The following is a 24,384-nucleotide window of genomic DNA, read 5'->3' as shown; positions in this document are numbered from 1 at the left end:
TTTGATGAAGATGCTTAGCGATATTCATTAAAAATATTTATATATTTCCTATTAGTAGGAACACTAAAACAAGCTGTATTGTAATCTGCTTATCAGCATAAAGAAGATTGATCTTGTATCGTTTTCCCAAAAAGCCGATAGGAAAGTAAGTAACAGACTACTTTCTATGTATTACTCAAAAAAGCTTTTATGTTGCAATTGTTTCTACCGTCTCCACACACTACTCCGAATACTCAAAGCTATGCATGACCATTTCGCAAATACAGCTTTGACCCACACAGACCACGCTTAATAGAAACAACAAAGTCAAGCTGATAAAATAAATCTTGTTACTCTACAAAGCCCAAAGAAGTAGGTTGCGATATCGCAAGCTATGTTCACTTTTTTAGGGGGAGAAAAAACTATGACTAATCCACGACTAACTGCTCTTATTACTGGAGCCAGTAAAGGAATTGGAGCTGCAATTGCTGTACAGCTCGCACAGGATGGATTTGATATTTTTCTCAACTACCGAAGCGATCACGGCCAGGCAAAAATTGTTGCAGAGCAAATCAAAGCTACTGGCGTATCCTGTACCCTGCTCCCCTTTGATGTCGCAGACGGTAGCGCAGTTGAAAAAAATCTTGCCCCCCTCCTTGACTCCCCTCCGTTTGTTCTAATCAACAATGCTGGTTTCAGCGCGGATTCTTTGTTCGGCATGATGGACGACAATAGTTGGAAAAGCGTTATTGATGTTCATTTAAACGGCTTTTTTAACGTCACCCGTGCTCTTCTGCCTCATATGATGCGTAAGCGAAAAGGCCGTATCATTAACATTGCTTCCACTGCAGGCCAGACTGGTAATCCGGGACAGACCAACTACTCCGCAGCAAAAGCCGGCCTCATTGGGGCTACCCGCTCTCTGGCTGTGGAAGTTGCCAGACGCAATATACTGATAAACGCTGTAGCACCCGGCTTTATTGAAACAGAAATGCTTGATGGTCTTCCAGTTGATGAGATTAAAAAGCGGGTGCCACTGGGAAGATTTGGTCGTCCCGAAGAAGTGGCCTATATGGTTTCTTTCCTTTGTTCAGACAAAGCTCAGTACATCACCGGACAGACATTCTCTGTAAACGGTGGGATCCACACATCATGATGCATAGAGTAGCAATTACGGGGATTGGGATTGTTTCCTGCCTTGGACTCGATTTAGACAGTGTTCAGAATAGTTTGCGCCTTGGAAAAAGCGGTGTTCAAATAGTTAACCAGCGGAAAGATATGGGGTTTTTCAGTCCACTTTCCGGTGTTATTGACGGTTTTGATTATGCAGGATGTGGCCTTACGCGCCGGCAGCGTAAAACGATGCCAAATTTTACAATTCAAGCCTACTCTGCCGTGACACAAGCGCTTACAAAAGCCGGTTTACAAACTGAAGATATTCAGAATGCCCGCACAGGTCTTATTTTTGGCAACGATTCAACCGCAAGGGCTCAAGTAGAACAGGCAAAGCTTACAGAGCAGGATGGCTCAACTTCCGGAATCAGTTCCGGCTATTGTTTTAAAGCCATGACTTCTACCATTACGCTTAACTTAAACGTTCTACTCGGGGTTCGTGGTGCATCGTGGAGTATCAGTTCTGCATGCTCAAGTGGTGGTCATGCCATCGGGCAGGCTGCAGATCTAATCGCCATGGGGCGGCAAGACAGAGTTATTTGCGGTGGAGCTCAGGAAATTAACTGGGAATCACTATGTAGCTTTGATGCACTTGAAGCGTTTTCGCGTCGCATTGATTCACCAGCACAGGCAAGTCGTCCATTTGATGCAAACCGTGATGGCTTGGTTCCTTCTGGTGGGGCTGCCGCGATTGTATTGGAACGATATGATCTAGCTGTTCAGCGTGGTGCCACTATTCTTGGTGAAATCGAGGCATATGGATTTTCTTCTGACGGACAAGACTTATGTCGTCCGAATGGCTCCGGTTTACAAGCTGCGATGGAAGATGCGTTGCAGCGTGCGAACTTGACATCTGAAGACATCGATCTCGTTAGCGCCCATGCAACCGCTACCCCAGTTGGAGATGATGCAGAAGCGTTTGCCATCACTTCCGTCTTTGGTGAGAACAAAGTGCGTGTGACCGCCTTAAAGTCCATGACAGGACATGAATTATGGATGTCGGGTGCTTCACAGGTTGTGTATTCCATATTGCAGGCACAGGGCGGATTCACAGCTCGTACAATAAATTTTGAGACCCCTGATGAAAGAAGCGCCAAGCTGAACATGGTCGTTGAGAATAACTCAACGCCTCCTGGTCGAGTTATGTTGAACTCTGCGGGATTTGGTGGAACCAACGCCTGCCTGATCGTGAATACGAAAGGACTGTAGCATGCAGTGTGTAGTCATCGGGTCAGGCTGTGCCGGATTAACTTCTGCGCTTATTATGGCAAAAAATGGATACGACGTAACTGTTGTTGAAAAAGGTGTACGAACTGCCCCGCTGTTACAGGGATTTGAACGTAAGGGGTTTTATTTTGACACCGGAGTTCATTGCCTGAGTGGCATGGATGCCGGTGGCCCTCTGCGTTCACTGCTTGAGTATCTCAATGTTTACGAAAAATTAACCTACCTGCCATTTATTAAAGATAATAGTTTTGCTGTCCATTTCCCTGACGGTCTTGTTTGGCAAATGCCACAAGGTTATGACGCATTGCAGAAATCACTTGTTGCTCTTTTCCCTCAGGAAGAAAAAGGCCTTAAAGCCTTTTTGCAAGAGGTCCGCGCCTTGAGCCACACCTATCAGTATAATGCTGATTTTCAGGCGATCGCGACTCATCCACTAGCAAGTAAGTCATTTAAGGAAGTTGTAGAACAGTTCATTTCTGAGCCGCAGGTTAAAATGTGTTTAGGTATTCTGAGTAACTTATTTTGTGGGTTACTAGAGTCAGAAGCACCTTTTGTCTTTTTTGCCAGCAGCATAGGTACGTACTTTCGAAGTAGCGGCACTTTTAAAGGTGGCGGCCGAGCCCTGTTCGAGGCTATGCAAGCAGAACTGGCCAATCTTGATGGGTGTATTGTTTATAACAATGGTGTCGCTAATGTGGTCATTGATGATAATCGACAGGCTACGGGAGTTGTTCTTGACGATGGATCGTACTTGCCAAGTGACATGCTTATTGCCACATGTCATCCGGCATGCCTTCCCGATATTCTCCCTGAAGCAAGTCTTCGTAACATTCGCAAAAGATATTACCAAGAATTAGAGTCTACTACATCTCTCGTTGGTGTTTATGGTTATACAACCAAGCCAATAGAAGAACTTGTTCAAAGCAATGTAATACTGGCCTCTGATGTAGCATCTGCTGATGACGTTTTAAGTGCTGAAATTCCGATTGCCAAACGGCAAATGTTGATCACCAGTAGCGATACGACAAAGCATGGCACCAGCGTTTCTTTGTTCACCCCTGCCACATATGCAGAATGGGCAAGGTTTGAAGGAAGTAAACCACACCAGAGAATTAATGGATACGTAGAAAACAAGCGTACTGTTGCTGCTGAGATTGTTTTAGCTGCAACACGTGCTCTTCCTGAATTAAAAGATAATTTTTCCATAGTCAGCGTCAGCACCCCCCTTACTATTAAGGATTACTGTCATGCTCCCTATGGCGCGGGGTATGGCGTAAAGCATTCGGTAAACCAGCTTCCCCCTACAGCTGCATTTCCGATAAAAAATATGCTGTTATCCGGACAGGCAATTGTGGGGCCCGGGATTTTGGGTGCAATGACAGCGGGTTTTGTTACCTGCGGGGACATCTTAGGTCACACCCATCTTCAAAGTGAGATTAAAAAATGCAGTTAAATAGAGTTGTTATTACAGGAATGGGAGCGGTTTCGCCCTTTGGTGAGGGTGTAAACTCTTTACATGCCGGCATTGCTGAAATGCGTAGTGCAATTACGCATATGGAGCGTGCGCATGAGGTGCAGGAAATGCGTTCTCATGTTGCCGGCCTCGTACCGGAACTAAATAGTAAGACCATTCCTCGTAAAGACCGTCGCACCATGACTGAGATGGGTGTTTTTGCTTTTTTATCTGCCAAAGAAGCATTAGCCATGGCTGGAGTGGCGGAGAACGACGTTATTTCCGGACGACTAGGCATGGCTCTGTCATGTACTACAAACTGTGGTGGCCTTATTGAAGATTTTTTTACGCATTACCTTCCTGAAAAAGCTCTCGACCATTGTAAATCGACAACTTTTTTTAAATTTATGGGGCACGCGGCAGTTTCATCTGTAGCACAGGCTCTTGGAGTTACAGGTCGAATCCTTGCCCCAGCGGCAGCATGCGCTACAAGTAGCCAGTCTATTGGTCTTGGATACGAAACCATCCTTCTAGGGCAACAAGATATGATGATCTGCGGGGGAACAGAAGAACTTCACCCTCTAAGTATCGCTTCTTTTGATTTCATTAATGCAGCATCTACAAGCTATAATGACACCCCTCAAGAAACGCCACGTCCATTCGACACAAAACGTGACGGTGTTGTTTGTGCGGAAGGTGCAGGCTTACTTCTTTTGGAATCATATGATCATGCAATGAAGCGTGGAGCCCATATCCTTGCTGAAATTGTAGGTTTTTCCACACTTTCTTCTCCCAAAAATCCAGCAAATCCCGACAGCGATGCAATTAAACTTTGCATGCAAGAAGCACTGCGACAAGCAGATCTTGCGGCTGAAGATATTGATTACCTTAATGCCCATGCCACAGGCACGAGTGCTGGTGATATTGCTGAAGCTAAAGCGATTGAAGAACTTTTTGGCACTACTATTCCGGTTTCTAGTTTTAAAGGCCATATGGGACATACGCTTGCTGCAAGTGGGGCATTGGAAACCATCGCAACCATTTCCGGTTTGCAAAACGAAACATTGTACCCGACACGAAATTTAGAACAGGTTGATCCCGAATGTGGTTCGATTAATCTGTTTACAGAAGCTTACAAAACTCCTGTTACATATTTTCTTAAAAATAGTTTTGCCCTTGGTGGCATAAACGCTTCTCTCATCCTAAGGAGACTATAACCGTGACTCTCACCACTATGACTGAAAAAGAACTTATTGAGATTACTAATAAAGCTATCAGTGATGAATTTGAATTCGATCTGGAGCAGATGATTCCAACCGCACACTTATATAAAGACCTCGGATTGGACAGCCTTGACGCTGTTGACCTCGTTTTGGTGTTGGAAAAAGCTTTCGGGGTAAAACTTCGTAACCAGCCAGAAGTAAAAGAAGTGCGAACTCTGGAAGATATCTACAAATTAATTTTGCAGTTACAGCAAGCTGCTGCGTAACAACAGGCAGTTATGAGTACGAGCAATATGAAGACAACTTCAAGGTTGTACACAGTGCTGTTGCTATGTTTTTTGCTGCTGCACACGCTGGGTACATCTATAGCTATGCTTATAGCCTCACCCTACTATCTTTTTATAAGAAAGATGCCGCTGGATAAAATGATTCGCCATTTTATTTGGCTGTATGGGAAGGGGTATGTGTGGTGTACGCGTTTATTCATACCCGCATCACTTAGTTGGGAAGGGGCAAACCCGTTTCCGCTACAAGCACCTGCTGTTATTGTTATGAACCACTATTCCATTTTGGATTTGTATTACCTTGGGCTACTGCTCAATGATGGTGATATTGTGTTTGTGACACAGAGAAGACCTTTTTTGATCAAGCTCTATGCTCCGTTTATGTCTATGGCACAGTATATCGACATGCGTACAGGCGATTTTTCCAGTTGCCTTGAGCAATGCAAGAAGCATCTTGAAAATGGCAGCAGAGTTCTCTTTTTTCCAGAGGCTGGCCGCAGTCGTGACGGCACATTACAGTCATTCAAAAGTGGCCCATTTTGGGTTGCTAAAGAATGCAATGTTCCTATCATTCCCTTTTGTATTTCCGGTACAGAGATATTGCTTCCTGCCGGAGCTAGAGAGATTACACCTGCCAAAATATCCTTACACATCTTAGAGCCGATTGATCCAGAACATGTTTCGGGCGATTTCCCTCACAGGGTGCTTAAAAAAACAGTGCACCTGCAAATGAAGCAAGTCCTGGAAAGACAAAAAAACATTTTAAGAAAGACACACTAATGAAAGAACAGGCATCACTCTACATTCCGCACACTGGTTCTATGTTGTTAGTTGATTCAATCATCGAGCACCATGATGACAACGGTGTTGTGGAAACTACTTTTGCAGCCGGAAGCATGTTTGCAGATAGCAATGGCGTATTGCAGCCATTGGTTTTTATCGAATTGCTTGCTCAGGGATTTGCATCTTTAAATGGCTACACTAACCATTTAAATGAAGCAGAGGATCAAAAAGGCTTTCTTGTTGGCGTTAAGGATATCCAATTCTACGACACGGCTCCAATTACTGTAGGCATGACCCTTACTGCAAAATTAAAAGTTGATATTCGCTTTGATGATTTTGCCATGGTTTATGGCTCTCTTTCGCACGGTACCACGCTGCTTATGGATGGCACACTCAAACTTTTTATTCCGGAAGCCGCGTAATGCGAACATTTTTCATGAGTTTATTGGTGTTGATTTTTCTAGCAGCACCTATTTCATCGTTCAGTGAAGAGGCGTCTCTTTTTGAACGTATTAAACTTGCCAATGAGAATGTTTCAGTGATTAAAGCTGCATTCCAACAGTCTTCAAATCTATCTTTGTTTAACACCCCTTTGGTGACCTCGGGGGAACTGATTTTACGAAAACCTCAGAGCTTACGCTGGGAATACACCTCTCCAAATACATCTGGGTTTATCTTAAATAAAGGTGGTGGATTGCAGTGGACGAGTACTGGTGAAAACTACTCTATTGTAAAGACAGAGCTTACTCCTTCCCTGCGCACCATGGCTAACCAGATCTTGTTGTGGATAAATATTGATGAAGAAACTTTGACGAAAGATTTTTCTATCAACATTACCGAATCAAAAAATCCGACAATTTTGTTGCGCCCTAAAAATAAGGACATGGCAGCGTTTATTAAAAGTATTGCCATTGAATTACCTGCGTCATTACTTGGTATTAAAATCATTACCATTACTGAGGCAAACGACAGCATAATTACATTAAAATTTGAGAAAGCAGAAATTAACCCGCAACTGCCTTCCACTATATTTGAAACACCATGATCCGTTTCGTATCAAATACATATAGTTACCTTGCTAAACACAGGGGGCTTCTTGTGCTCATTATGTGCGGGCTGATAGCTTGTTGCGCCCTCTCCCTTACTTCTATGAAGCTGGAAGAGCGCATTACGTATTTGTTGCCAGACGATAAAAGCACTCTTAGTTCTGATTTAGACCTCATTCAATCAGCTCCGCAACAGCATAGGATGTTGATTACATTGCATGCTGTTGATGATGACTTGAATGGGCTTGCTCTTGCAAACTTCACTGCCCAGCTTGCCCAGACAATGCAATCAGATTTTTTTACGAAGGTGACGTATAAGCCGGATACGCTTAATCCTAATTTCTTTGTTGCTCTGCGAAACATGGTTCCGAGCCTGTTTTCCACTGATGTGCAAAGCATGGTCTCCAACTATGTTAAGCCGGACTCCATAAGTAAGACCTTAGTGACACAAAAGCAGACGTTAGGCACGGTTGAAGGCATTGTTAAAGCCCCGACGATTGCTGCTGACCCGCTTAACTTGCATCAAACAGCTTTGCAAAAAGTTGCTTCTCTCGCGTACATGAAAAACCTGCGCGTGTTGCATGGTGTATTCATGACAGAGGACGGTAAGCATAGCCTAATTATGGCTACAACACCGGTGATGACTACAAATTCAAAAGCTGCCGTTGCACTTGAAAGAGAAATTGAGCGGCTGTCCATGACGCTCCCAGAGGGAATTACATGGACAGTGCTAGGAGCGCAGCGTTACGCCGCTGCCAATACGTTGACCATTAAAAATGACATTCAAACAACATCAATTATTGCCTGTATCGCTTTGCTTGGCATTGTCATTTGTTTTTTACGCACAAAGCAGCTGTTTTTCTTATTGCTACTTCCGTTGCTGTCCTATTGCGCAGGAGCTTCTGCGGTTGCTGTAGGATGGAAGCCAGCTTCCGCTATAACATTTGGATTTGGCCCCATACTTGTTGGTATGACAATCGATTTCGGGCTGCATCTTTACTATGTTCTTGGCACCAAAAAAACTTCAAAATGCCAGCTGCTTCAGAGTGCGGTTGCACCTATTGCAATTAGTGGATTAACGACTGTTGCTGCTTTTTCACTTCTTTTGCTCTCACCAGTGCCAGGCCTGCGACAGCTTTCAGTATTTATTACAGTCGGCTTGTTGGTAGCGTTGGGACTTACTTTGTTTGTTTTGCCACATGTTATTTCCGGTCACACTGGGTACATTGCATCTAAACCACTGCCGAAGTTTTCGCGCAATGGTCGTGTTGCCATCTTACTAATTACGACCATTGTTTTTATTGGTGGATGTATAGGTAGTAGCAATTTGCATTTTCAGGATCATATCCGAGCATTAGGGGTACGTCCTGCGGAGCTACTTCAGGCAGAAAAAGATACTCGTAAGATCTGGGGAACAACAAGCGGAGAAGCTTTGCTGTTTGCCTTTGGCGACTCAGTTGATGACGCAGTACGCAGTACCTCTGAGGTTATCAGCCATCTTAGCTCCAAGGAAGCGAATGCGATAGTCGGACTTACACCACTCCTCCCTTCCCAACAGCAGCAATTAGAAAACCGACAGAATTGGGAAAAATTTTGGGCAACACACCCAGCTGTACTCCCTATAGTTCAGCAAAAAGGAATCGCTCTTGGCTTTGCTAAGCATGCTTTTACGCCATTTTATGATTTTGTCCGAACCCCACCGCAGTCTATTACGGTAAAAAGTTTGCGTGAGCTGGGCATGGGAACGCTACTTGATACCATGCTTGTAGAAAGATCTGTTTCCCCACAAATTGAGACTGACGCTTCTACTAAAACCAGTACAGTTGCTGCCAGTTCTGATACGGAACCTGATGTTAATGCCGCCGGAGTGCCTAGTGCATTCACACTTATTTCCTACCTTTCAGATACGAAGACTGTGAATGCAGTCTTTACGCCAGAGTTTGAACAAAAATACGGCGTACGGCTTATTTCTGGTTCACGTCTTGGAAAAGAACTTGCCTCTGTGCTGACTGGTACATTTGCTCAATTTATTGCTTATGCCCTTGGCCTTATTTTCATCATCATTGCTCTTGTGCATCGAGCTATTAAGCAGTGCGTATGCGCCCTTCTCCCCGCTTGTTTTGGTCTATTAATGATGGGCGGGGTAATGGGTTTACTTGGCAGACCGCTAAGTCTTTTTAGTCTCGCCGGAGCATTACTCGTTCTTGGCCATGGTGTGGACTATGGCGTTTATGTGGCCCACGCCATTAAGAACAATAGTCATGGAACATCTCAAGCCATTCTTGTCTCAGGTTTAACTAGTCTTGCTGGATTCGGTTCACTACTTTTTGCAACCCATCCGGCTCTATTTGATATGGGGTTGAGCGTATTCACTGGGCTGCTTGCAGCAATGCCTTGTGCACTTCTTGTTCTTCCAGCCCTATTTTCAGAGGATACTTAGCTCATGAAATATCTTCTATGTGTACTTATCGCCCTGTTAGCAGGGTGCGCTAAGCAATTGCCTCCACAATTGCCTGCAATACCCAATATGCAACCCGAACTACTTCAGCATAATTGGCCTGTAGAAAAAGGGGCATTTCAGGTGAATGGTTCCCTGAAGATTCATTCAATGACTATCCCTGTGCAGGGTATAGTTTCCATAGAAAAGGATGGGAGTGAGGTCTCTATAGCTCTGCTGACACAGATGGGGACTTCCATTTTTGAAGCTAAACTTACTCGGAATAGCTATAAAATGTTTACCGTTTCACCAATGATCAAAAAATATCCGCGGCTGGAGCCTCTTCTTATTCGTATGGCGAGAGCCCTGTATCTTCCTGAACAAATTTCATCGATCTGCACCACAGAGGGCGCGGATAATATTACCGAACTCCGTTGTCCTGAACAGAAAATTTTACTTAGCTACACAGTAGACCCTCTGCGTTCTGGTGCAATTCAGCTCCAGCGACGCATTAATGCTGAAAATGAAACGACTGTGTACTTAAAAAACTGGAAAAAAGAACATAGTACGGCATACCCTACTCGTCTTTTTTATGAAGACGAAGGATATAATTTTACTGGTGAACTGATACAAAAGCCGATTCCTTATCCTCATAACACAACTACAGAGAAAACCTCATGACCCCGATTGAAGAAAGCATAGTCGATTCGCTTGTGGGCACTATTACCTGTGAGGGGGCAAGTGCTACAGCGTGTTATAATTTCTCAAAAGACTTTCAAGGTTTTGATGGGCATTTCCCAGATTATCCGATTCTTCCGGCTGTTTTACAGATCATGGTTGGTAGATTGGTATGCTCTACACTTTCTGAAGTGCCCCTACGTGTACAATCCATCAGTCGTGCCAAATTTTTACAAGAAATACCTCCTGAAACGAACGTACAGGTTCAAGTAACTTGTAAAGAAATTTCCACTGACAATGTTCATAAATTTGCGGTGACACTACTTGTTAACACTGCAAAGGCCTCCACATTTTCACTCTTCTGTGTTGCAGAGCAGGGACATGCGTAAAGAATATTTTAAAATTGATCCAAACGCACCTGCTCCGCTAGTTACAGAAGTAATGCGCGCGGTACGTTTTCAGGAAATAGATATGCTTGGTGTTGTCTGGCATGGGCACTACGCAAGCTATTTTGAAGATGCTCGGATGGCTTTGAGTAAAGATTACGGAATATCCTATGACGATTTTTATCGTGAAAAGATTTCTGCACCGATACGTAAATTGCATACTGACTATTTTCACCCGCTATACTTTGGCAAAGAGTACAGTGTAAAAGCTCGATTGCACTACGCAGACGCAGCAAAAATTAATTATGATTTCTTTATTTATGACAATGCAGGAGCGCTTTGCACCTCCGGTTACTCTGTCCAACTGTTTGTATGCACAGAAAGTAAGGAAATGTTACTGGCTCCTCCACCTTTTTATCAAGAGTTTCTTGACAACTGGCGCGATGGGAAATTGATAGATAAACAGTTGGCTGCCAGCTGATTGCAATATGGAAAAGTCTGAACTTTTGTGGAACATGCTGCTCGCAACCGCTTAACTACTCAGAATATATTTTTAGCTTAACAGAGGTTGTGATGCCTAACTCTTTTCGTCTTCTTATTGTTATACCGGTGTACAATCACCGTACAGAACTGTGCCGTGTTGTTACAGGTGCACAGGCATTTGGAGACGTCCTAATTGTCGACGATGGTTCAACTGACGGAGTAGAAGCGGACATTGCTTCTCTCTCTGTCCCATCCATTCGCCACAATGAAAATAGAGGGAAAGGCGCTGCCATTCTTTCCGCTTCTGCATATGCCAAAAAGCATGGCTATACGCATATTATCACCATGGATGCGGACGGACAGCACCTAGCTACTGATATTCCTAAGTTTATTGCCGCAGTGGAAATGAATCCAGACTCTGTTATTGTTGGCGTTCGAGATTTTTCGAATGCTGAACAGCGAAACATCCCTATATCTGCAACTTTTGGAAGAGCATTCTCAAATTTTTGGTTTCGAGTACAGACGGGCGAAAAAGGACTTGATACTCAAAGTGGCTTTAGAGCTTACCCCGTCGCGTTGTTGCAACAACTTTCGTTTAGTGAATCTCGGTATTCATTTGAAATAGAAGTGCTTGTAAAAGCGGTTTGGGCAGGATTGTACGTGAATTGGATTCCTATAAATGTTCACTATCCAGAACCGGGCAAACGCGTTAGCCATTTACATAGAGTAAAAGATAACATTCTTATCTCGTGGTTGAACACACGGCTTACTATTCGCGCAGTACTACCAATTCCTCATCGAAAACTTGTCCGTGCTAAACCAACTATTGAAGAAAATACTGAGCAATTTTACCTGACACGCCCAATTGACTCGTTACGCGACATGGTTCGGCAAGGTGCAAGCCCAAAGTATGTTGGGCACTCTGCTGCTCTTGGGATCTTACTCGGAACATTGCCTCTTTTTGGTATTCACACTATCGCCACGTTGTTTGCCGCTAGTTTTTTACGACTTTCAAAAGTAATCTCTGTGGCAACCAGTCAGTTTTGTATGCCTCCACTTGTTCCTGCTCTTTGTATAGAGGTTGGGTATTTTATCCGAAACGGAGAATGGCTTACTGATGTTTCCTGGCAAACGCTGGGTGTTGAATTTTTAGACAGGGCTTGGGAGTGGATTTTAGGTTCGCTAGTGGTGGCACCAATTCTAGCAGGTGTAACAGGCATTTTTTTCTATCTGCTAACCCGTTCGATTTATAAATTGAGACAAGAGATATGACCACTACCAGCTCGAAAAAAAATTGGAGCGCAAAAAGTCTTGCGAGCCGCTGGCAACATGAATTTTTTTTCATGATCATTAAATTTGGTGGCCGGTGGCCTGCGTATATTTTTTCTTGTTTTGTTGTTTTCTTCTATGTGCTTTTTAAGCCGGAAGTTCATAAACGTTCTTCTTTTTATATTGCAAAACGTTTTCCAAAAGCTTCAAAATTGGCACGTTGGTATCACACTTGGCGTCTTTGTCAGAACCTTGCTTTTTCTCTCATAGATAAAGCTGCGGTCGGCATTAAAGGCCCACAAGAATTTTCATACTCTCGAAAGGGTATTGAAAAATTGCAGGAGCTACATAAACAAGGCAATGGCATTATTCTGCTAACTGCCCATGTAGGTCCTTGGCAGTCAGCATTAGGTGCTCTTGATGAACTGGATGTCCCTGTACATCTGATGGTCTACCGCGATTCCGGAGATGTTGACTTACAGTATTTTGACTTCAAGACTTGTAAAAACATCACGCTGGTTTCTGCAGAGGACGCCATAGGAAGTGTCGTTGCCATGACTGCGGCACTACGAAAAAATGAACTTATATCTATTATGGGTGACAGAATTGTTCCACCCACATCATACACGGCAAGTGTTAATTTTTTAGGAGGAAAAGCCCTGTTTCCTACCTCTGTATATAAGTTTGCTAAAGGCACACAAGCTCCAATTGCTCTGCTTATAACACGCAAAATCGGCGTTTCGCATATGGAACTTTCTGTTGCAAAGGTTCTCACTGTCCCTAAGTCTGCAGGCAGTGATTTTACTCCTTATGCTCAAGAAATAGCGCTCTCATTGGATAAATACGTGCAAAAAAATCCATATCAATTTTATAACTTCTTCGACCTTTGGGGAACAACTAATGAGTAATATGCATCAAAAATTAAAAGAACTCTTCATTGAAGAGCTACATCTTGAAGATATATCTCTCGAAGAGTGGAAAAGTGACACGCCACTTTTTGGAGACGGCATTGGTCTTGATTCACTCGATGCAGTAGAAATCGTAGTTTTCATTGAAAAACATTATGGTGTAATCATCGAAAATATTGATGAAGATAAAAAGGCTTTGACATCCATAGACACTCTTGTTGATTTCATTATGGAAAAACAGGCTAATGCCTAGCGTTTTCATCACCGGAACTGGTTGTATAACTGGTTCCGGTAGCACCTCACAAAGCACGCTTACTGCTATGTATGAAGGAACTGCGAATCCTTCTCCTTTTGTGCGGCATAAAATGGACTGGGGCAAAGAGGCTCTAGTTTTTGCTGTTGATGACGCATTGTTAAAAAATGCATCAGGGCAAACTAAGCAGTACGGACTGACAGCAAGACTTGCTCTCACTGCTACTCTTCAAGCATTAGAAGAAGCTGGGATTTCCCCTGCTGACCTAAAAGGCAAACGTGTTGGTGTGGCAATGGGGACTACTGTTGGGTGTTCCATGAACCATATTGATTTCTATGGTGAGTACCGGAATCCTGACATTGCATTGCCGTCTATGGAGCATTTACGATGTGTTTTGCGGAGTAATCCAGCAGAAGCCATTGCCCGTGAACTTAAAATTGTTGGCCCCACTCAATCCGTTGTCAACGCATGTGCCTCCGGCACAGATGCTATTGGTGTCGGGTTACAGTGGATTCAAGCCGGCATGTGCGACATGGTGATTGCTGGCGGCTGTGATGCGCTTTCCAGAGTAACTCTTAATGGGTTCAATTCACTAATGGTGATGGATAGTGAACGAAGCAAGCCGTTTGATGTGGAACGTAAAGGGTTAAACCTTGGAGAAGGAGCCGGCGTGCTCGTTCTTGAATCAGAATCGGCTGCGTTACAACGTAAGGCAACAGCTAAAGCGCGTCTTACTGGGTACGCAACCGCGTGTGATGCACATCATCTGACTGCCCCACATCCTCAAGGGCGTGGACTTATTCGTGCTATGAAGCAACTTTTTGCGCACCCGGAATGTGCTCCGGAAAACATCAGCTTTGTAAACGTCCACGGTACTGGCACCAAAGATAATGACAGTGTTGAAGGATACGTAATGCACGAACTGCTGCCTCACGTACCATTCTTTTCTGTTAAAGGAGCTACGGGGCATACTCTTGGAGCAGCGGGTGGCATTGAAGCAGCGTTATGTGTGCATTGCCTGAATCAGGGAAGCATCCCTCCTAGCACTGGCTTAACAACTCCTGATCCAGCTATCCCCGCTACCCCGGTGCTCAAAGCTACAACAGTGACTGGCACAACAGCTCTTTCTACCTCTTTGGCCTTTGGTGGAATTGCCTCTGTGCTTGCCATTTCTCACCTTTAAGACACACAACGGGCAACACAAATGAATTGCAAAAAAAACTCTTTCTCCAAGCCGGACGTGATCCCAGTGCTCGACTTTGAGCTTTCTGAGATTATGCAGGCTCGTGATCAGGGTAATATTTTATCACTTGATTTGGAAATTACTGAAGCATGCAACTGTGCGTGTGTGTATTGCTATCGGTATGAGAGCGAAGGGGCACAGCCCCCTGCTGCTGATGAACTCACGACGCAAGAAATTGCTAAGCTTCTTACTGAGGCAAAAGAAAAGCACGATTTGCGTCGTATTTGCATTCTCGGTGGCGAACCGCTTATTCCCGTAATTCGGGAAAAATATATTGCAACACTTGAATGTTGTAACAAGTTAGGCATTGAACACGTCACTTTTACCAACGGGGTTGCGCTGGATAAAGAAACAGCTCAGTTGCTGTTTGACTTAAATGCGTCTGTTTGCCTTAAATTAAATGGCATGAATGCACAGACTCATGATGCCCTAGTTGCACGCGAAGGTGCTTTCGACAAGAGTATGGCTGCATTTAGCCACCTTCTCGAATTAGGGTATGGAAAAAACCGAAGCCTCTCATTTGAAACAGTTGTTACCCAAAGCAACTATAATCAAATTCCAGATATGTGGCGCTGGGCACGCGAACGTAATATTGTTCCATATGTTGAGACACTGACAGTGCAGGGGCGAAGCCAAGCTCACCCTAATGACCTTGTTGTCTCTAACGAAAAACTTCATGCCTTGTTTACCCGTCTGAATGAAATTGATCATGCTGAGTATGGGTTGGAATGGGAAGTTTTGCCTCCAATTGCCGGTGGGCACCGCTGTTTACGTTACTATATGAGTATGTACATACGCGCTAATGGCCTAGTCTGCCCGTGTGTCGGAGTTGATCTGCAAATGGGCTCCCTGAGAACAGACTCAATTAAAGACATTTTGAGTTCTGAAGTCGCGCGTCAGACCCGCTACATAAACGAGCATATTACAGGCAAATGTAAGACCTGTGATCTTGCCCATACATGCTATGGTTGTCGTGGTGCGGCATATCAACAAGGTGATCTCTTTGCAGAAGATCCAATTTGCTGGCGTGAGAAGAGCAACGGATAACGTCTAATGCAGCCTATTCTTTCCATCAATGATGTCCGCAAAGTTATCCTGAGCATATGCCATTCGGCTGTACAGGAACAAACGTCCATTCCGCTGCGTAAGCTTGCAACAGATACGAGCCGTTCTGTTACTTCCATACTGGAAGGTACTAGTTTCTTGCCTCAACTCATTGCAGTTCATGCTGCCACTATGTTCCAATGCGTTGCCCTTTCAGAATCTCTTTCCGCAGATGATTCTATTGCGCACTGGGCTGATGTTATTTATGACGCATGGTCAAAAGATCCTGCTACCATTACGTTTATTACCTCCGGCTCTACAGGGAACCCCACACCGCAGAAACTGGAAACAGCTTTGTTATGGCAAGAAGCACAGGAGTTGCAGCGTACTCTATTGTGTGAGCGAAAGCGTATTGTGTCTACGGTACCATGCCATCATGTTTACGGTTTTTTATTCACAATACTGCTTCCTAAAATTGCGGAACTTCCGTGTGTAGTGCCAGTTGCATTTCCATCAAGAGCGTTTATTCGGGGACTTGAAGCTGGTGATTTCGTAGTGTCCTTTCCACTTTTTTGGAACGGACTTATCAAACATGATCTTCCGTTTTCTGCGGATATTCATGGATCTACGTCTACAGCGCCCTGCTCTCCAAAAACTATGCATGATCTCTTATCATTAGGTATTGCACGCATAAGTAATATTTACGGTAGCTCTGAAACAGGTGGGCTAGGATATCAGCATCATCCAGATTCGCCTTTGTCCTTGTTCACTTTTTGGCGACGGGTTCGTTGTGAAGATATAGAAAATTCTTGGATAGAACGTGTGCATCCTTTGAATACTACACAACCTGCTGTGGCGATTCCTGATCATATAGAATGGCTTTCTCCTGAGCTATTTTCAGTGAAAGGGCGAAAAGACAAGGTTGTACAGGTGGGCGGCATGAATGTTTCCTTACTGAAAACAGCAGCATGCATTACGAATCATCCTGACGTGTTGGACTGCGCGGTGCGTTTAATGCGGCTGGACGAGGGAAGCCGTTTGAAAGCGTTTGTTCTTCCAAAAAGCTCAGATTCTGACACGGTTGCTTTGCGAGCGGAGTTGTATCAATTATGCCGTGATCACTTACGCCCTGCTGAACGTCCAAAAAAAATTACATTCGGCACTCAATTTCCTGTAAATGCAATGGGAAAAGCCAAGGACTGGGACTAATTATGCCACAACAACGCGAAATATATATTCTTGGGACTGGGATGGTAACACCACATGGTGTACAACACGAAGCACTCCCAGTGGATAAGCCAGCTTGTCATATTATAGAACCAAATCAGCGCACAGATACTTCCGATCTGACAAGGTTTGTTCCTAAACGTGCGCTTAGACGTATTGATCATTTTTCACGTCTTGCGCTTTATGCATCATTTCTTGCTCTTGAAGACGCCGGTTTACTGGAAGTAGATCTCGAAAACACGGGCGTGGCCGTAGCCAGTGGTTATGGGGCTGCCCTGACGTCATTTAATTTTCTAGATTCTTTTTTTGATAATGGTGACAGACTAGCGTCCCCGACACATTTTTCTAGCGGATTGCATAATGCGGCATCCGCATACATAGCCATGCAAACCAAAGCTCAAGGGCCATGTGTTTGCACCAGTAACATCGGTCTTGGACCTGCATATGCACTTGCTTCAGCAGTTCACTGGCTGCAAAACGGCATAGTCGATTACGTGATTGTTGGCGGTGTGGACGAGCACTGTCAGGTACTAGAGTATTGCATTGACCGTTTCCAGTCTGCTGAAGAAGGCGCACCACTGTTACCTAATGTCGTTGCTGGAGAAGGCGCTGCATTTTTAGTACTTGGGAACGAGCCGTTGAAAGCAACATCCTGCCGACTCGGAGATGTTACTATTGCTCCCTACTCGGAACAGAACCTTCAGCAAAAATTCCCGTTAGTTATTGCTCCGCTTGGTGTAGCCGATCAACAGAATATTGTTACAGAGCTTACTACCAGAGAGAACGTCACAAACCTCCTCTCTACTCTGGGTAGTCACCCTTCTGCGCTTGCTTTTTCTATGGTTCAAGCCGCTCAGCGTGTTCGCTCTAATGTTAATTCAGAGGCGCAAGCATTTGCTATGGATGGGCTGAGTAACAGCGCATTAATTTCGTTTAAATCTATTTAATAGGAAAGTTCATTCCTAAAAACAGAAGCGCGATGGAACCATTAAGGTTTTATCGCGCTTTTTTTGTACCACCCTACAATATAAGGATTAATAAAGGATAAAAGTAAAATATCATCATTATCCTCTTCTAGTTGCAGTACGTTCATAGAGATCCACATTAAGGAGCATCTATGGTACGCAAGAGAATTTCTTTATGGATTGTAGCTTGTTTCTTCGTCCAGATTACCGCATGCAGCACTTTTATTCCTGTACAACGCCATTTAGCCCAACCAGTAAGCTGTGTGCCAAACGTTCATGAGAATATGGACGGCCTGTTACTGGATAATGGGTTAATTTGTTCGTCTGCTTCTACCCCCTACGCTTTTCCCGTTATAACTCGTACCATTCCCAATCTAGAATACCCATTGTTTAGTGTTAAGCGTAGAAATACCGGTTTGGATAATCCGGTTTCATTCTGGCGTCGTGGTTGTGCAGGATTGTACCAAATAGCCTCCGCTCCGGAGAATTTGGTTGTTATTTATATCAACGGATACAACGGCAGGCCTACAGGCTGGAAGCGTGTATTTGCAGAACTACAGCAACTGGCAGTAACACATATCTTTTTTAACTACCCTACAGGTGACTCACTTGAAACCACAGCCGTGGTTCTTTCCGAACTGCTACGCAGCAATGCATCTCAATTACAAGGTAAAAGTATAGTTTTGCTTGGTCACTCTCAAGGTGGTTTTATTGCAATTCGTACTACTCAGTTACTCAGCCAACAGGCATCCACACCTACGATTAGCCATATAGTTACGATTGTGACTCCGTGGGATGGCTGCAAGCTGGCTAAATATGCAAAACTTGTTAATCCTCTCAGCCCTAGAGTTTTTGAGGATATTGACACGGATAGTGCTTTTATCCATCAGGTAAAAGCAAGGGCACTGCCTTCCACAACCAAATACACTTTGATTTATGGTTCGACTTTGAAATCACATACAACTGACAATCCTAATGATGAACTTTTTTCTGTAAAAAATCAGCTTGCTACAGGCTCCTCGATTACGCCCACGTCTACCCATTGCGTAATAACTAGTCATTCAAAATCATTACGAGCCAATGGTGTATCCGAGTTAATAAAGAAATATGTTGAACAATGCTTGATAACGGCAACGCTTGAATCGCATTAACATCGAAACATTATGCCCCCCCTATGGATTCAATGTCTACAAAACTAGAAGTAACTCAAAGTTGATCTTCACCCCTGACAAACGATTACTAATTTTAGCTGCAAAAATACGCGGTCTTGCAAGCTACATTGAATCAGGAGAATGTGGTGTCTTTTCCTGAACATAATTCTCTAAAAAAAAATTCTTCAAAAAGACAGCCTGTTGAAAAGACTCTTATCAATTAAACAGAATGATAGGCTCTGTAACGGCTAAATTCAGGGAAAATTGCCCTTGTAGGACAGAAATAAAATGTTTAGATATTAGAAAATCGCACAGGCCAATTCCCTGCGCGATTTCTGTACAACTTACAATGAAGGCAGAAGGTGCACACTTTTGCCTATATGTTTTTACTGCTAATTAATGAGGGTATTTTGAAAAAGTTATTCTTTTTATTATCTCTTTTTCTTTGTTTTTCCGTGACTCTTCCGAGCGCTCCCAAAAACTCACATAGCTCAGCAAGTCTTTCTATGGCTCAGCAAGCTTATGCCGAAGAAGATAGTACATGGAAGAATTTGGGGAAATCAATGCGCAGCATGATGAATGAAGGCAAGGAAGCCGCGATAGATGCAGGACAAGAAATTAAGTCCGGATTTAACAAGGCTAAAAAAGGCGTCAAAGAAGGTGTAAGGGACTTTAAAAAGGGATGGGATGAAGATCAGGAACCTCCTCAAGAATCCCCTCAAAACTCACCTTCTACTTACCCGACTCAAACCCTATAGTTTGCATTAACAAGATGATCCAGCGTACAACATTATAGCAGAATCAACTGGGGCTACGTAGAAGGAACAAAGCACAACATTTTCCATTCAGAGTTGAAAACAAATTCGACGAGATGGTACAATCTGCTGCTCGAGGCCTAAGTGCGACAAACGCATATTACAGCTTAGTATAGAGGACTTACTCGCTGGATTGTTTAGAACTGAAGAACACGCTAAGATAAATAAAAAAAGCTCCTAGTTAATCAACTAGGAGCTTTTTTTTACGCAATATCAAAGAGAAAAGCCAAGATTTCGCTCTAATCAATCAGAAACAAACAACATTCATCATATTGGTTTATAAAATAAAATTAAAAACCCTGACGGTTTGGTGCAAGTGAATTTTACTAATTTGCTCCAGCTGTTCCTGAAAAAATCTCCGTATCTAACTGAAGAATTGATCGCTTAACAGATTAATTCTCTGAGCAAGATTTTTATCCCCCCTTCTTTCGGGAATTCAAACGAACAAAAGTAAGAGTTCCATGAGAAAAAACGCTGGTTGCATAAGCTACAGCAAGTGCAAATAGCGCCGCAGCCACTCCAATGCCAGCAGCATAGTAAGGAGGAGCAGACAGAGCGATACGCATAAACAACGTAGCAATCACATAACCTGAATTTCGGAATACGGCATGAAAGCTAGGCATAAACCGTTGCGTTACAAGCACCAGTAAAATATCGGCAAAAATAAGGACAGTGTAGAGTGTAATAAAAAAGTCATGTCTTATGCCATAAACAAGAAAATCCACTGCATCATAAGCGCCTATAGCCACAAAGACAAAAAACAAGACCAGTGCAATAATTTTTTTGGTCATCACATAACGCATGCGTTCAACAGGGTCTTTTAAATAGCCCTGATAACGCTGTACACGGTAATACATCCCCAAAATAACAAAGATTGCGAGTGCTGCTAAACTGGAAGCAGCCACATGTAAGAGAGCCTCTGTGTCCAATGCAACAGATACTGGTTCATGCATGAGTGAAAATTCTTTAAAGGAGTTCCTAAGCAGAATAAGTGTCATAATTTCTAGCTGCTTACCCAGTGACTTGGATACAGAGGTAGATAACACAAAAATGAGACTTAGAACTTCCAAAACCAACAGCATTGAAAAAGCAAGATTAACCGCATAAAAATGATTTAATGGCGTTATTGCTGCAATGCGTTCCGGCAGAAAGCCTTGACGGTTCAACTCGATCCCTAACAATCCAAGTAAGAAAATAACTATTAATAACTGGGCAACAACCCGTTCCGTTTTTGGATGTTCCCAAAAATGGTGTAGTAGATCAAACAGGTTCGACGCGGGTTCTAAGCGGCTCATTGTAACTCCTGCAGTGATAAGCTACTAAGTAATACTTGTTTCTCGGATTGTTAAACCCCTTATAGAAACAAGCTCCTTGTGAATCATCACGCTTTTATACTTACCTATATATCTTCAGAAAGAACGTACGGATAAATGCTCCAGTAATTTTCATGAATAGAAAATTGTACAATATGATTCCGCCATCTCATACTCTTTTATTTCCTTCCCTTACTCTTCATCACAGAACGTAATGAAACAATGCGACGCACTTACTCCTTCTTGTTTACAAAACAGTCCAAATTTGATGACAAATCAGAGATCTCGCAACAGATCAGAATTAAAGATAATTACTCATAAGCTAAGGACACTACAACTCCACCTACAAATAGAGCAAGAGATACGTCAATGACTATGCTGCATTATACCAGCAAATGAGATGAAGGGAGTTGCATTTGCCATTCTAATTTAAACTTTTCTATGAAATATTCATGTTTCAAAAGTTCGAATATGCCCCATGCAACATTAATTTTAAGTATCTTCGCTTTTGAAAATTATGCCCTCTCACAAACGAAACAAAAAGCCCCTCCGCGTAAGCAAAGGGAATTTTGTTTCGATCAAGAAAATCTATTTATTCTTTTTTTATTCTCAACTCGTTCGCACGAACCGTTTCAATCACATAATTCACAAACCGAATCAGTTGTGATCGAATTGCCCTCTCGCGTGCAAGCCTTTCCCTTACTGATCCCAACAAAGCTTCAAAACCATTTGCTCTACCGTTTGTGGTAATTGTTTTTACGTCAAGGAGCTCTCCAGTTGGTGCATAGATTCTGTACTGGACTTTCAACTCGGTTGGAAACTCTATAGATACACCTGAGGAAACTAACTCAACAAGAGTTGCATCAATCTGATATTTTGGGACTTCATTACCGAAAATGCCAGATAACGCTAAAGTAGTCTGCAACGTTAAAGCAAAGTTCTTTTCATCAATCATAATCAGTTGAGAAGGAATTTGAGATTGGACAGTAATCTTTTTCAATCCCTTGTCAGTCTCGTTCTGGCAGAAGGTAACTTCTTCAGGCACCAGATGGGTAGTAAACACTTTTGTGCTACAGCCTTGTAGAAATAGCAGTGAAAAAACAAACAGGATAACTAACTTTTTCATTCCCCATTCTCCCAACATATTAATTTTTCAGCACGAAGCGTGGTTCATATTTTTTGAACTGTAACGGAATAAATTGTTATTTCAGGCTGAAATGCCACATTCTGATTAACTGCAAAAAAACATTTAACACTTGGTGAGAGTGAAAAAAACTTACGAGCACAACCCACTAAAAAAATATATTAAGAATAAATAGTGAGACACGTTTAAACATTACAAATCCCCTCAAAGATTATTCGGGGGAGATATATAACAAATCTACAAACATTTACAAAAAGCTTAGAAGGCTAAAAGACTTTACATTGTCTTTATCTTACTCGTTGCAGATACTTTTTTAATGTTGTTCTTCCGCCATGCCACTTGAATAGAGCGAGGAAAACACGGCAAATTTTTTCCACTCTCTATTTTTATCTCTCGCTCCCCTTCATAGGTCAGCTCTTAAGGTGTTTTTTCATTCACACACACTTTTTTTTTAATAACCACCTCAACCGAGAGCAAAAAAACTTTTCAAATCAAACCAATGCACATACCCGTCCTTAAAAATCGTTGCCTCCTCTGTGTGCCACTTATGATGAACTTATAGCTCATACCGAATGCTTCACAAATTACCTACATATTCCTTAGCATGACCAGTACTATTGCTGTCATATTCTCCCAAGTTTACGACGAAGCAACCACGCAAGAAGTTGTAGCTGTAAAAACTTAAAGGCAGCCTTGCCGCGGGTGTAACTAGAATAACCATCTTGCCACCGCACACGACACATGAGCACGGTTTGAATTGAAAACTGGCTCCGTCATTCCTGGCATTATGCTCTCCGGAATTAACTCGGATTTACCAGGGCAGCTCATCGGCCAAGTCGCGCAGAACGTCTACGACTCTGCAACCGGCCAACATTTGCTACTCCCACAGGGCAGCCGAATGATCGGCATGTACGATTCTCGCGTTGTTGCTGGTCAGTCTCGTGTACTCGTTGCATGGAACCGCATTGTCTTTCCGGATGGATCTGCAATTACTCTTGGCTCTATGCCAGGAACAGACATGGCCGGTTACAGCGGGTTTTCTGTATTGTTATGTACCCCACAATGACGCTGGTGTTCTTCGAAGCCAAGCACCTCAGCAAAGCGCTGCTCGATATCTTTGAAGTCTTTCTCTGTAAGCTTTGCTTCGTCTTCTGGTCGGAAGGAAACTATGAGGTGGTAAGTCTTTTCTTTCTTCGTACGAGTATTGCAATCCTGAGTTGCCAACACTTCAGATATTCCAAGCTGAAAATCATCACCTGCCATACATCCAGTGTTCCATGACATAAGACACTTCTCGCCCTCATGTGAGGCATCAGCTATGTAGTTGGCTAGACGTGCATAATTGTCGTTCTTCGGCTTAGGAGAAGGCTGTTTTGTTGAAATCATCGCCCTCTCCCAGAATCTCGCTTCAGTACGACGCGCTCAGTTGTACTAATGAGCTGTCGCAACTCTTCTTGCCTGTCCTCGATCTGATGTAAGATTCGCCGCACTTCTTTATGGCTCGCTATCTTGTTCACACCATCGGTTAACGCCAATTTTAAAAGCCCACCAAGGCGACCAAGATCAGCATTTACCTTCAATAGATTTATGAATGCTTCTTTATCCACCTTGGAGCTAACTTCTTGTCCTAGCGCTACTCGGCGTATGAATTCGGATACAGAAAGACCGCATTGATCTGCCAAAGCAGCAATGCGGTCACGTTCTGATTCTGTCATGTACGATTTCGTACAGACTTTTCGTTTCTTATCTGGAGATTTCTTATTCATCTTGTTGAGTTCCTCTTCTCTTACGTTGAGCCGGTAGGCGAATAAGTTCTTCCCCACCTTTAAGTGGCAGGCTGTGAAGTAGTTCCACTTGAAAAGTGGGACTACTTCACATGTCCTGCCGTTGGACTCCGAGA

General features: G+C 43.2%; 26 protein-coding genes. 22 read left to right on the top strand and 4 right to left on the bottom strand.

Features of this window, described 5'->3' with window-relative positions:
* Nucleotides 1-403 precede the first annotated feature (403 nt).
* The 21 genes from fabG to ACZ5V1_RS05870 all read left to right on the top strand — a co-directional run bounded on the left by fabG (nt 404) and on the right by ACZ5V1_RS05870 (nt 19,970).
* Entirely contained in the window at nt 404-1,135 is a 732-nt protein-coding gene (gene fabG, locus ACZ5V1_RS05970; protein ID WP_464391068.1) for a 3-oxoacyl-ACP reductase FabG, read from the top strand.
* Nucleotides 1,132-2,361 (top strand): beta-ketoacyl-[acyl-carrier-protein] synthase family protein, encoded by a 1,230-nt coding sequence (locus tag ACZ5V1_RS05965; protein WP_464391067.1) that lies wholly within the window; start codon nt 1,132-1,134, stop codon nt 2,359-2,361. Before fabG ends, ACZ5V1_RS05965 begins: the two co-directional genes overlap by 4 nt.
* A 1-nt stretch (nt 2,362) precedes the next feature.
* Nucleotides 2,363-3,832: a phytoene desaturase family protein gene (locus ACZ5V1_RS05960; protein WP_464391066.1), complete on the top strand. Its 1,470-nt coding sequence runs from the start codon at nt 2,363-2,365 to the stop codon at nt 3,830-3,832.
* Nucleotides 3,823-5,049, top strand: a complete 1,227-nt coding sequence (locus tag ACZ5V1_RS05955) for a beta-ketoacyl-[acyl-carrier-protein] synthase family protein (RefSeq protein WP_464391065.1) — start codon at nt 3,823-3,825, stop codon at nt 5,047-5,049. Before ACZ5V1_RS05960 ends, ACZ5V1_RS05955 begins: the two co-directional genes overlap by 10 nt.
* A 2-nt stretch (nt 5,050-5,051) precedes the next feature.
* A complete protein-coding gene (locus tag ACZ5V1_RS05950; RefSeq protein ID WP_464391064.1) occupies nt 5,052-5,321 on the top strand; it encodes an acyl carrier protein in 270 nt (89 codons plus the stop codon).
* 198 nt (nt 5,322-5,519) lie between these two features.
* Nucleotides 5,520-6,119: a lysophospholipid acyltransferase family protein gene (locus ACZ5V1_RS05945; protein ID WP_464391063.1), complete on the top strand. Its 600-nt coding sequence runs from the start codon at nt 5,520-5,522 to the stop codon at nt 6,117-6,119.
* Nucleotides 6,119-6,544 carry a hotdog family protein gene (locus ACZ5V1_RS05940; protein ID WP_464391062.1) on the top strand — a complete coding sequence of 142 codons (426 nt, stop codon included), beginning with the start codon at nt 6,119-6,121 and terminating at the stop codon, nt 6,542-6,544. Before ACZ5V1_RS05945 ends, ACZ5V1_RS05940 begins: the two co-directional genes overlap by 1 nt.
* Entirely contained in the window at nt 6,544-7,167 is a 624-nt protein-coding gene (locus ACZ5V1_RS05935) for a LolA family protein (protein WP_464391061.1), read from the top strand. The genes ACZ5V1_RS05940 and ACZ5V1_RS05935 overlap by 1 nt, the downstream gene beginning before the upstream one ends.
* Nucleotides 7,164-9,608, top strand: coding sequence for an MMPL family transporter (locus ACZ5V1_RS05930; RefSeq protein ID WP_464391060.1), 2,445 nt, complete (start codon nt 7,164-7,166; stop codon nt 9,606-9,608). Before ACZ5V1_RS05935 ends, ACZ5V1_RS05930 begins: the two co-directional genes overlap by 4 nt.
* Before the next feature lie 3 nt (nt 9,609-9,611).
* Nucleotides 9,612-10,286, top strand: a complete 675-nt coding sequence (locus tag ACZ5V1_RS05925; protein WP_464391059.1) for a hypothetical protein — start codon at nt 9,612-9,614, stop codon at nt 10,284-10,286.
* Nucleotides 10,283-10,672, top strand: a complete 390-nt coding sequence (locus tag ACZ5V1_RS05920; protein ID WP_464391058.1) for an ApeI family dehydratase — start codon at nt 10,283-10,285, stop codon at nt 10,670-10,672. The genes ACZ5V1_RS05925 and ACZ5V1_RS05920 overlap by 4 nt, the downstream gene beginning before the upstream one ends.
* Nucleotides 10,665-11,150 carry an acyl-CoA thioesterase gene (locus ACZ5V1_RS05915; protein WP_464391057.1) on the top strand — a complete coding sequence of 162 codons (486 nt, stop codon included), beginning with the start codon at nt 10,665-10,667 and terminating at the stop codon, nt 11,148-11,150. The genes ACZ5V1_RS05920 and ACZ5V1_RS05915 overlap by 8 nt, the downstream gene beginning before the upstream one ends.
* Nucleotides 11,151-11,242: 92 nt before the next feature.
* Nucleotides 11,243-12,424, top strand: a complete 1,182-nt coding sequence (locus tag ACZ5V1_RS05910; RefSeq protein ID WP_464391056.1) for a DUF2062 domain-containing protein — start codon at nt 11,243-11,245, stop codon at nt 12,422-12,424.
* Between the two features lie 71 nt (nt 12,425-12,495).
* Entirely contained in the window at nt 12,496-13,329 is an 834-nt protein-coding gene (locus ACZ5V1_RS05905) for an LpxL/LpxP family acyltransferase (RefSeq protein WP_464391055.1), read from the top strand.
* Nucleotides 13,322-13,582, top strand: coding sequence for a phosphopantetheine-binding protein (locus ACZ5V1_RS05900; RefSeq protein ID WP_464391054.1), 261 nt, complete (start codon nt 13,322-13,324; stop codon nt 13,580-13,582). Before ACZ5V1_RS05905 ends, ACZ5V1_RS05900 begins: the two co-directional genes overlap by 8 nt.
* Nucleotides 13,575-14,765 carry a beta-ketoacyl-[acyl-carrier-protein] synthase family protein gene (locus ACZ5V1_RS05895; RefSeq protein ID WP_464391053.1) on the top strand — a complete coding sequence of 397 codons (1,191 nt, stop codon included), beginning with the start codon at nt 13,575-13,577 and terminating at the stop codon, nt 14,763-14,765. The genes ACZ5V1_RS05900 and ACZ5V1_RS05895 overlap by 8 nt, the downstream gene beginning before the upstream one ends.
* Nucleotides 14,766-14,786: 21 nt before the next feature.
* Complete coding sequence (locus ACZ5V1_RS05890) at nt 14,787-15,872, top strand: radical SAM protein (RefSeq protein ID WP_464391052.1); 1,086 nt, start codon at nt 14,787-14,789, stop codon at nt 15,870-15,872.
* A gap of 6 nt (nt 15,873-15,878) precedes the next feature.
* Nucleotides 15,879-17,078, top strand: coding sequence for an AMP-binding protein (locus ACZ5V1_RS05885; RefSeq protein ID WP_464391051.1), 1,200 nt, complete (start codon nt 15,879-15,881; stop codon nt 17,076-17,078).
* A 2-nt stretch (nt 17,079-17,080) separates the two neighbouring features.
* Nucleotides 17,081-18,043 (top strand): beta-ketoacyl synthase N-terminal-like domain-containing protein, encoded by a 963-nt coding sequence (locus ACZ5V1_RS05880; RefSeq protein ID WP_464391050.1) that lies wholly within the window; start codon nt 17,081-17,083, stop codon nt 18,041-18,043.
* A gap of 170 nt (nt 18,044-18,213) precedes the next feature.
* A complete protein-coding gene (locus ACZ5V1_RS05875; RefSeq protein ID WP_464391049.1) occupies nt 18,214-19,212 on the top strand; it encodes a lipase family alpha/beta hydrolase in 999 nt (332 codons plus the stop codon).
* A gap of 410 nt (nt 19,213-19,622) precedes the next feature.
* Entirely contained in the window at nt 19,623-19,970 is a 348-nt protein-coding gene (locus ACZ5V1_RS05870; RefSeq protein ID WP_464391048.1) for a hypothetical protein, read from the top strand.
* Between the two features lie 470 nt (nt 19,971-20,440).
* On the opposite strand, the gene ACZ5V1_RS05865 is transcribed toward ACZ5V1_RS05870, so the two are convergent.
* A complete protein-coding gene (locus tag ACZ5V1_RS05865; protein ID WP_464391047.1) occupies nt 20,441-21,322 on the bottom strand; it encodes a hypothetical protein in 882 nt (293 codons plus the stop codon).
* Nucleotides 21,323-21,932: 610 nt separating this feature from the next.
* On the bottom strand, nt 21,933-22,466 hold the full coding sequence (locus tag ACZ5V1_RS05860) for a hypothetical protein (protein ID WP_464391046.1): 534 nt from the start codon (nt 22,464-22,466) through the stop codon (nt 21,933-21,935).
* 775 nt (nt 22,467-23,241) lie between these two features.
* Here ACZ5V1_RS05860 and ACZ5V1_RS05855 point away from each other — a divergent pair.
* Nucleotides 23,242-23,550: a TrbI/VirB10 family protein gene (locus tag ACZ5V1_RS05855; protein WP_464391045.1), complete on the top strand. Its 309-nt coding sequence runs from the start codon at nt 23,242-23,244 to the stop codon at nt 23,548-23,550.
* Here the strand turns inward: ACZ5V1_RS05855 and ACZ5V1_RS05850 are convergent.
* Together ACZ5V1_RS05850 and ACZ5V1_RS05845 are read right to left on the bottom strand one after the other, a co-directional pair.
* Complete coding sequence (locus tag ACZ5V1_RS05850) at nt 23,511-23,870, bottom strand: relaxase/mobilization nuclease domain-containing protein (RefSeq protein ID WP_464391044.1); 360 nt, start codon at nt 23,868-23,870, stop codon at nt 23,511-23,513. The two genes, ACZ5V1_RS05855 and ACZ5V1_RS05850, sit on opposite strands and share 40 nt — an antisense overlap.
* On the bottom strand, nt 23,867-24,250 hold the full coding sequence (locus ACZ5V1_RS05845; protein WP_464391043.1) for a plasmid mobilization protein: 384 nt from the start codon (nt 24,248-24,250) through the stop codon (nt 23,867-23,869). Before ACZ5V1_RS05845 ends, ACZ5V1_RS05850 begins: the two co-directional genes overlap by 4 nt.
* Between the last annotated feature and the right edge of the window lie 134 nt (nt 24,251-24,384).

This window comes from Halodesulfovibrio oceani subsp. galateae, from assembly GCF_055397225.1.
Note: the sequence above shows the minus strand (reverse complement) of the source record. Positions and strands in the feature narration are given on the sequence as shown.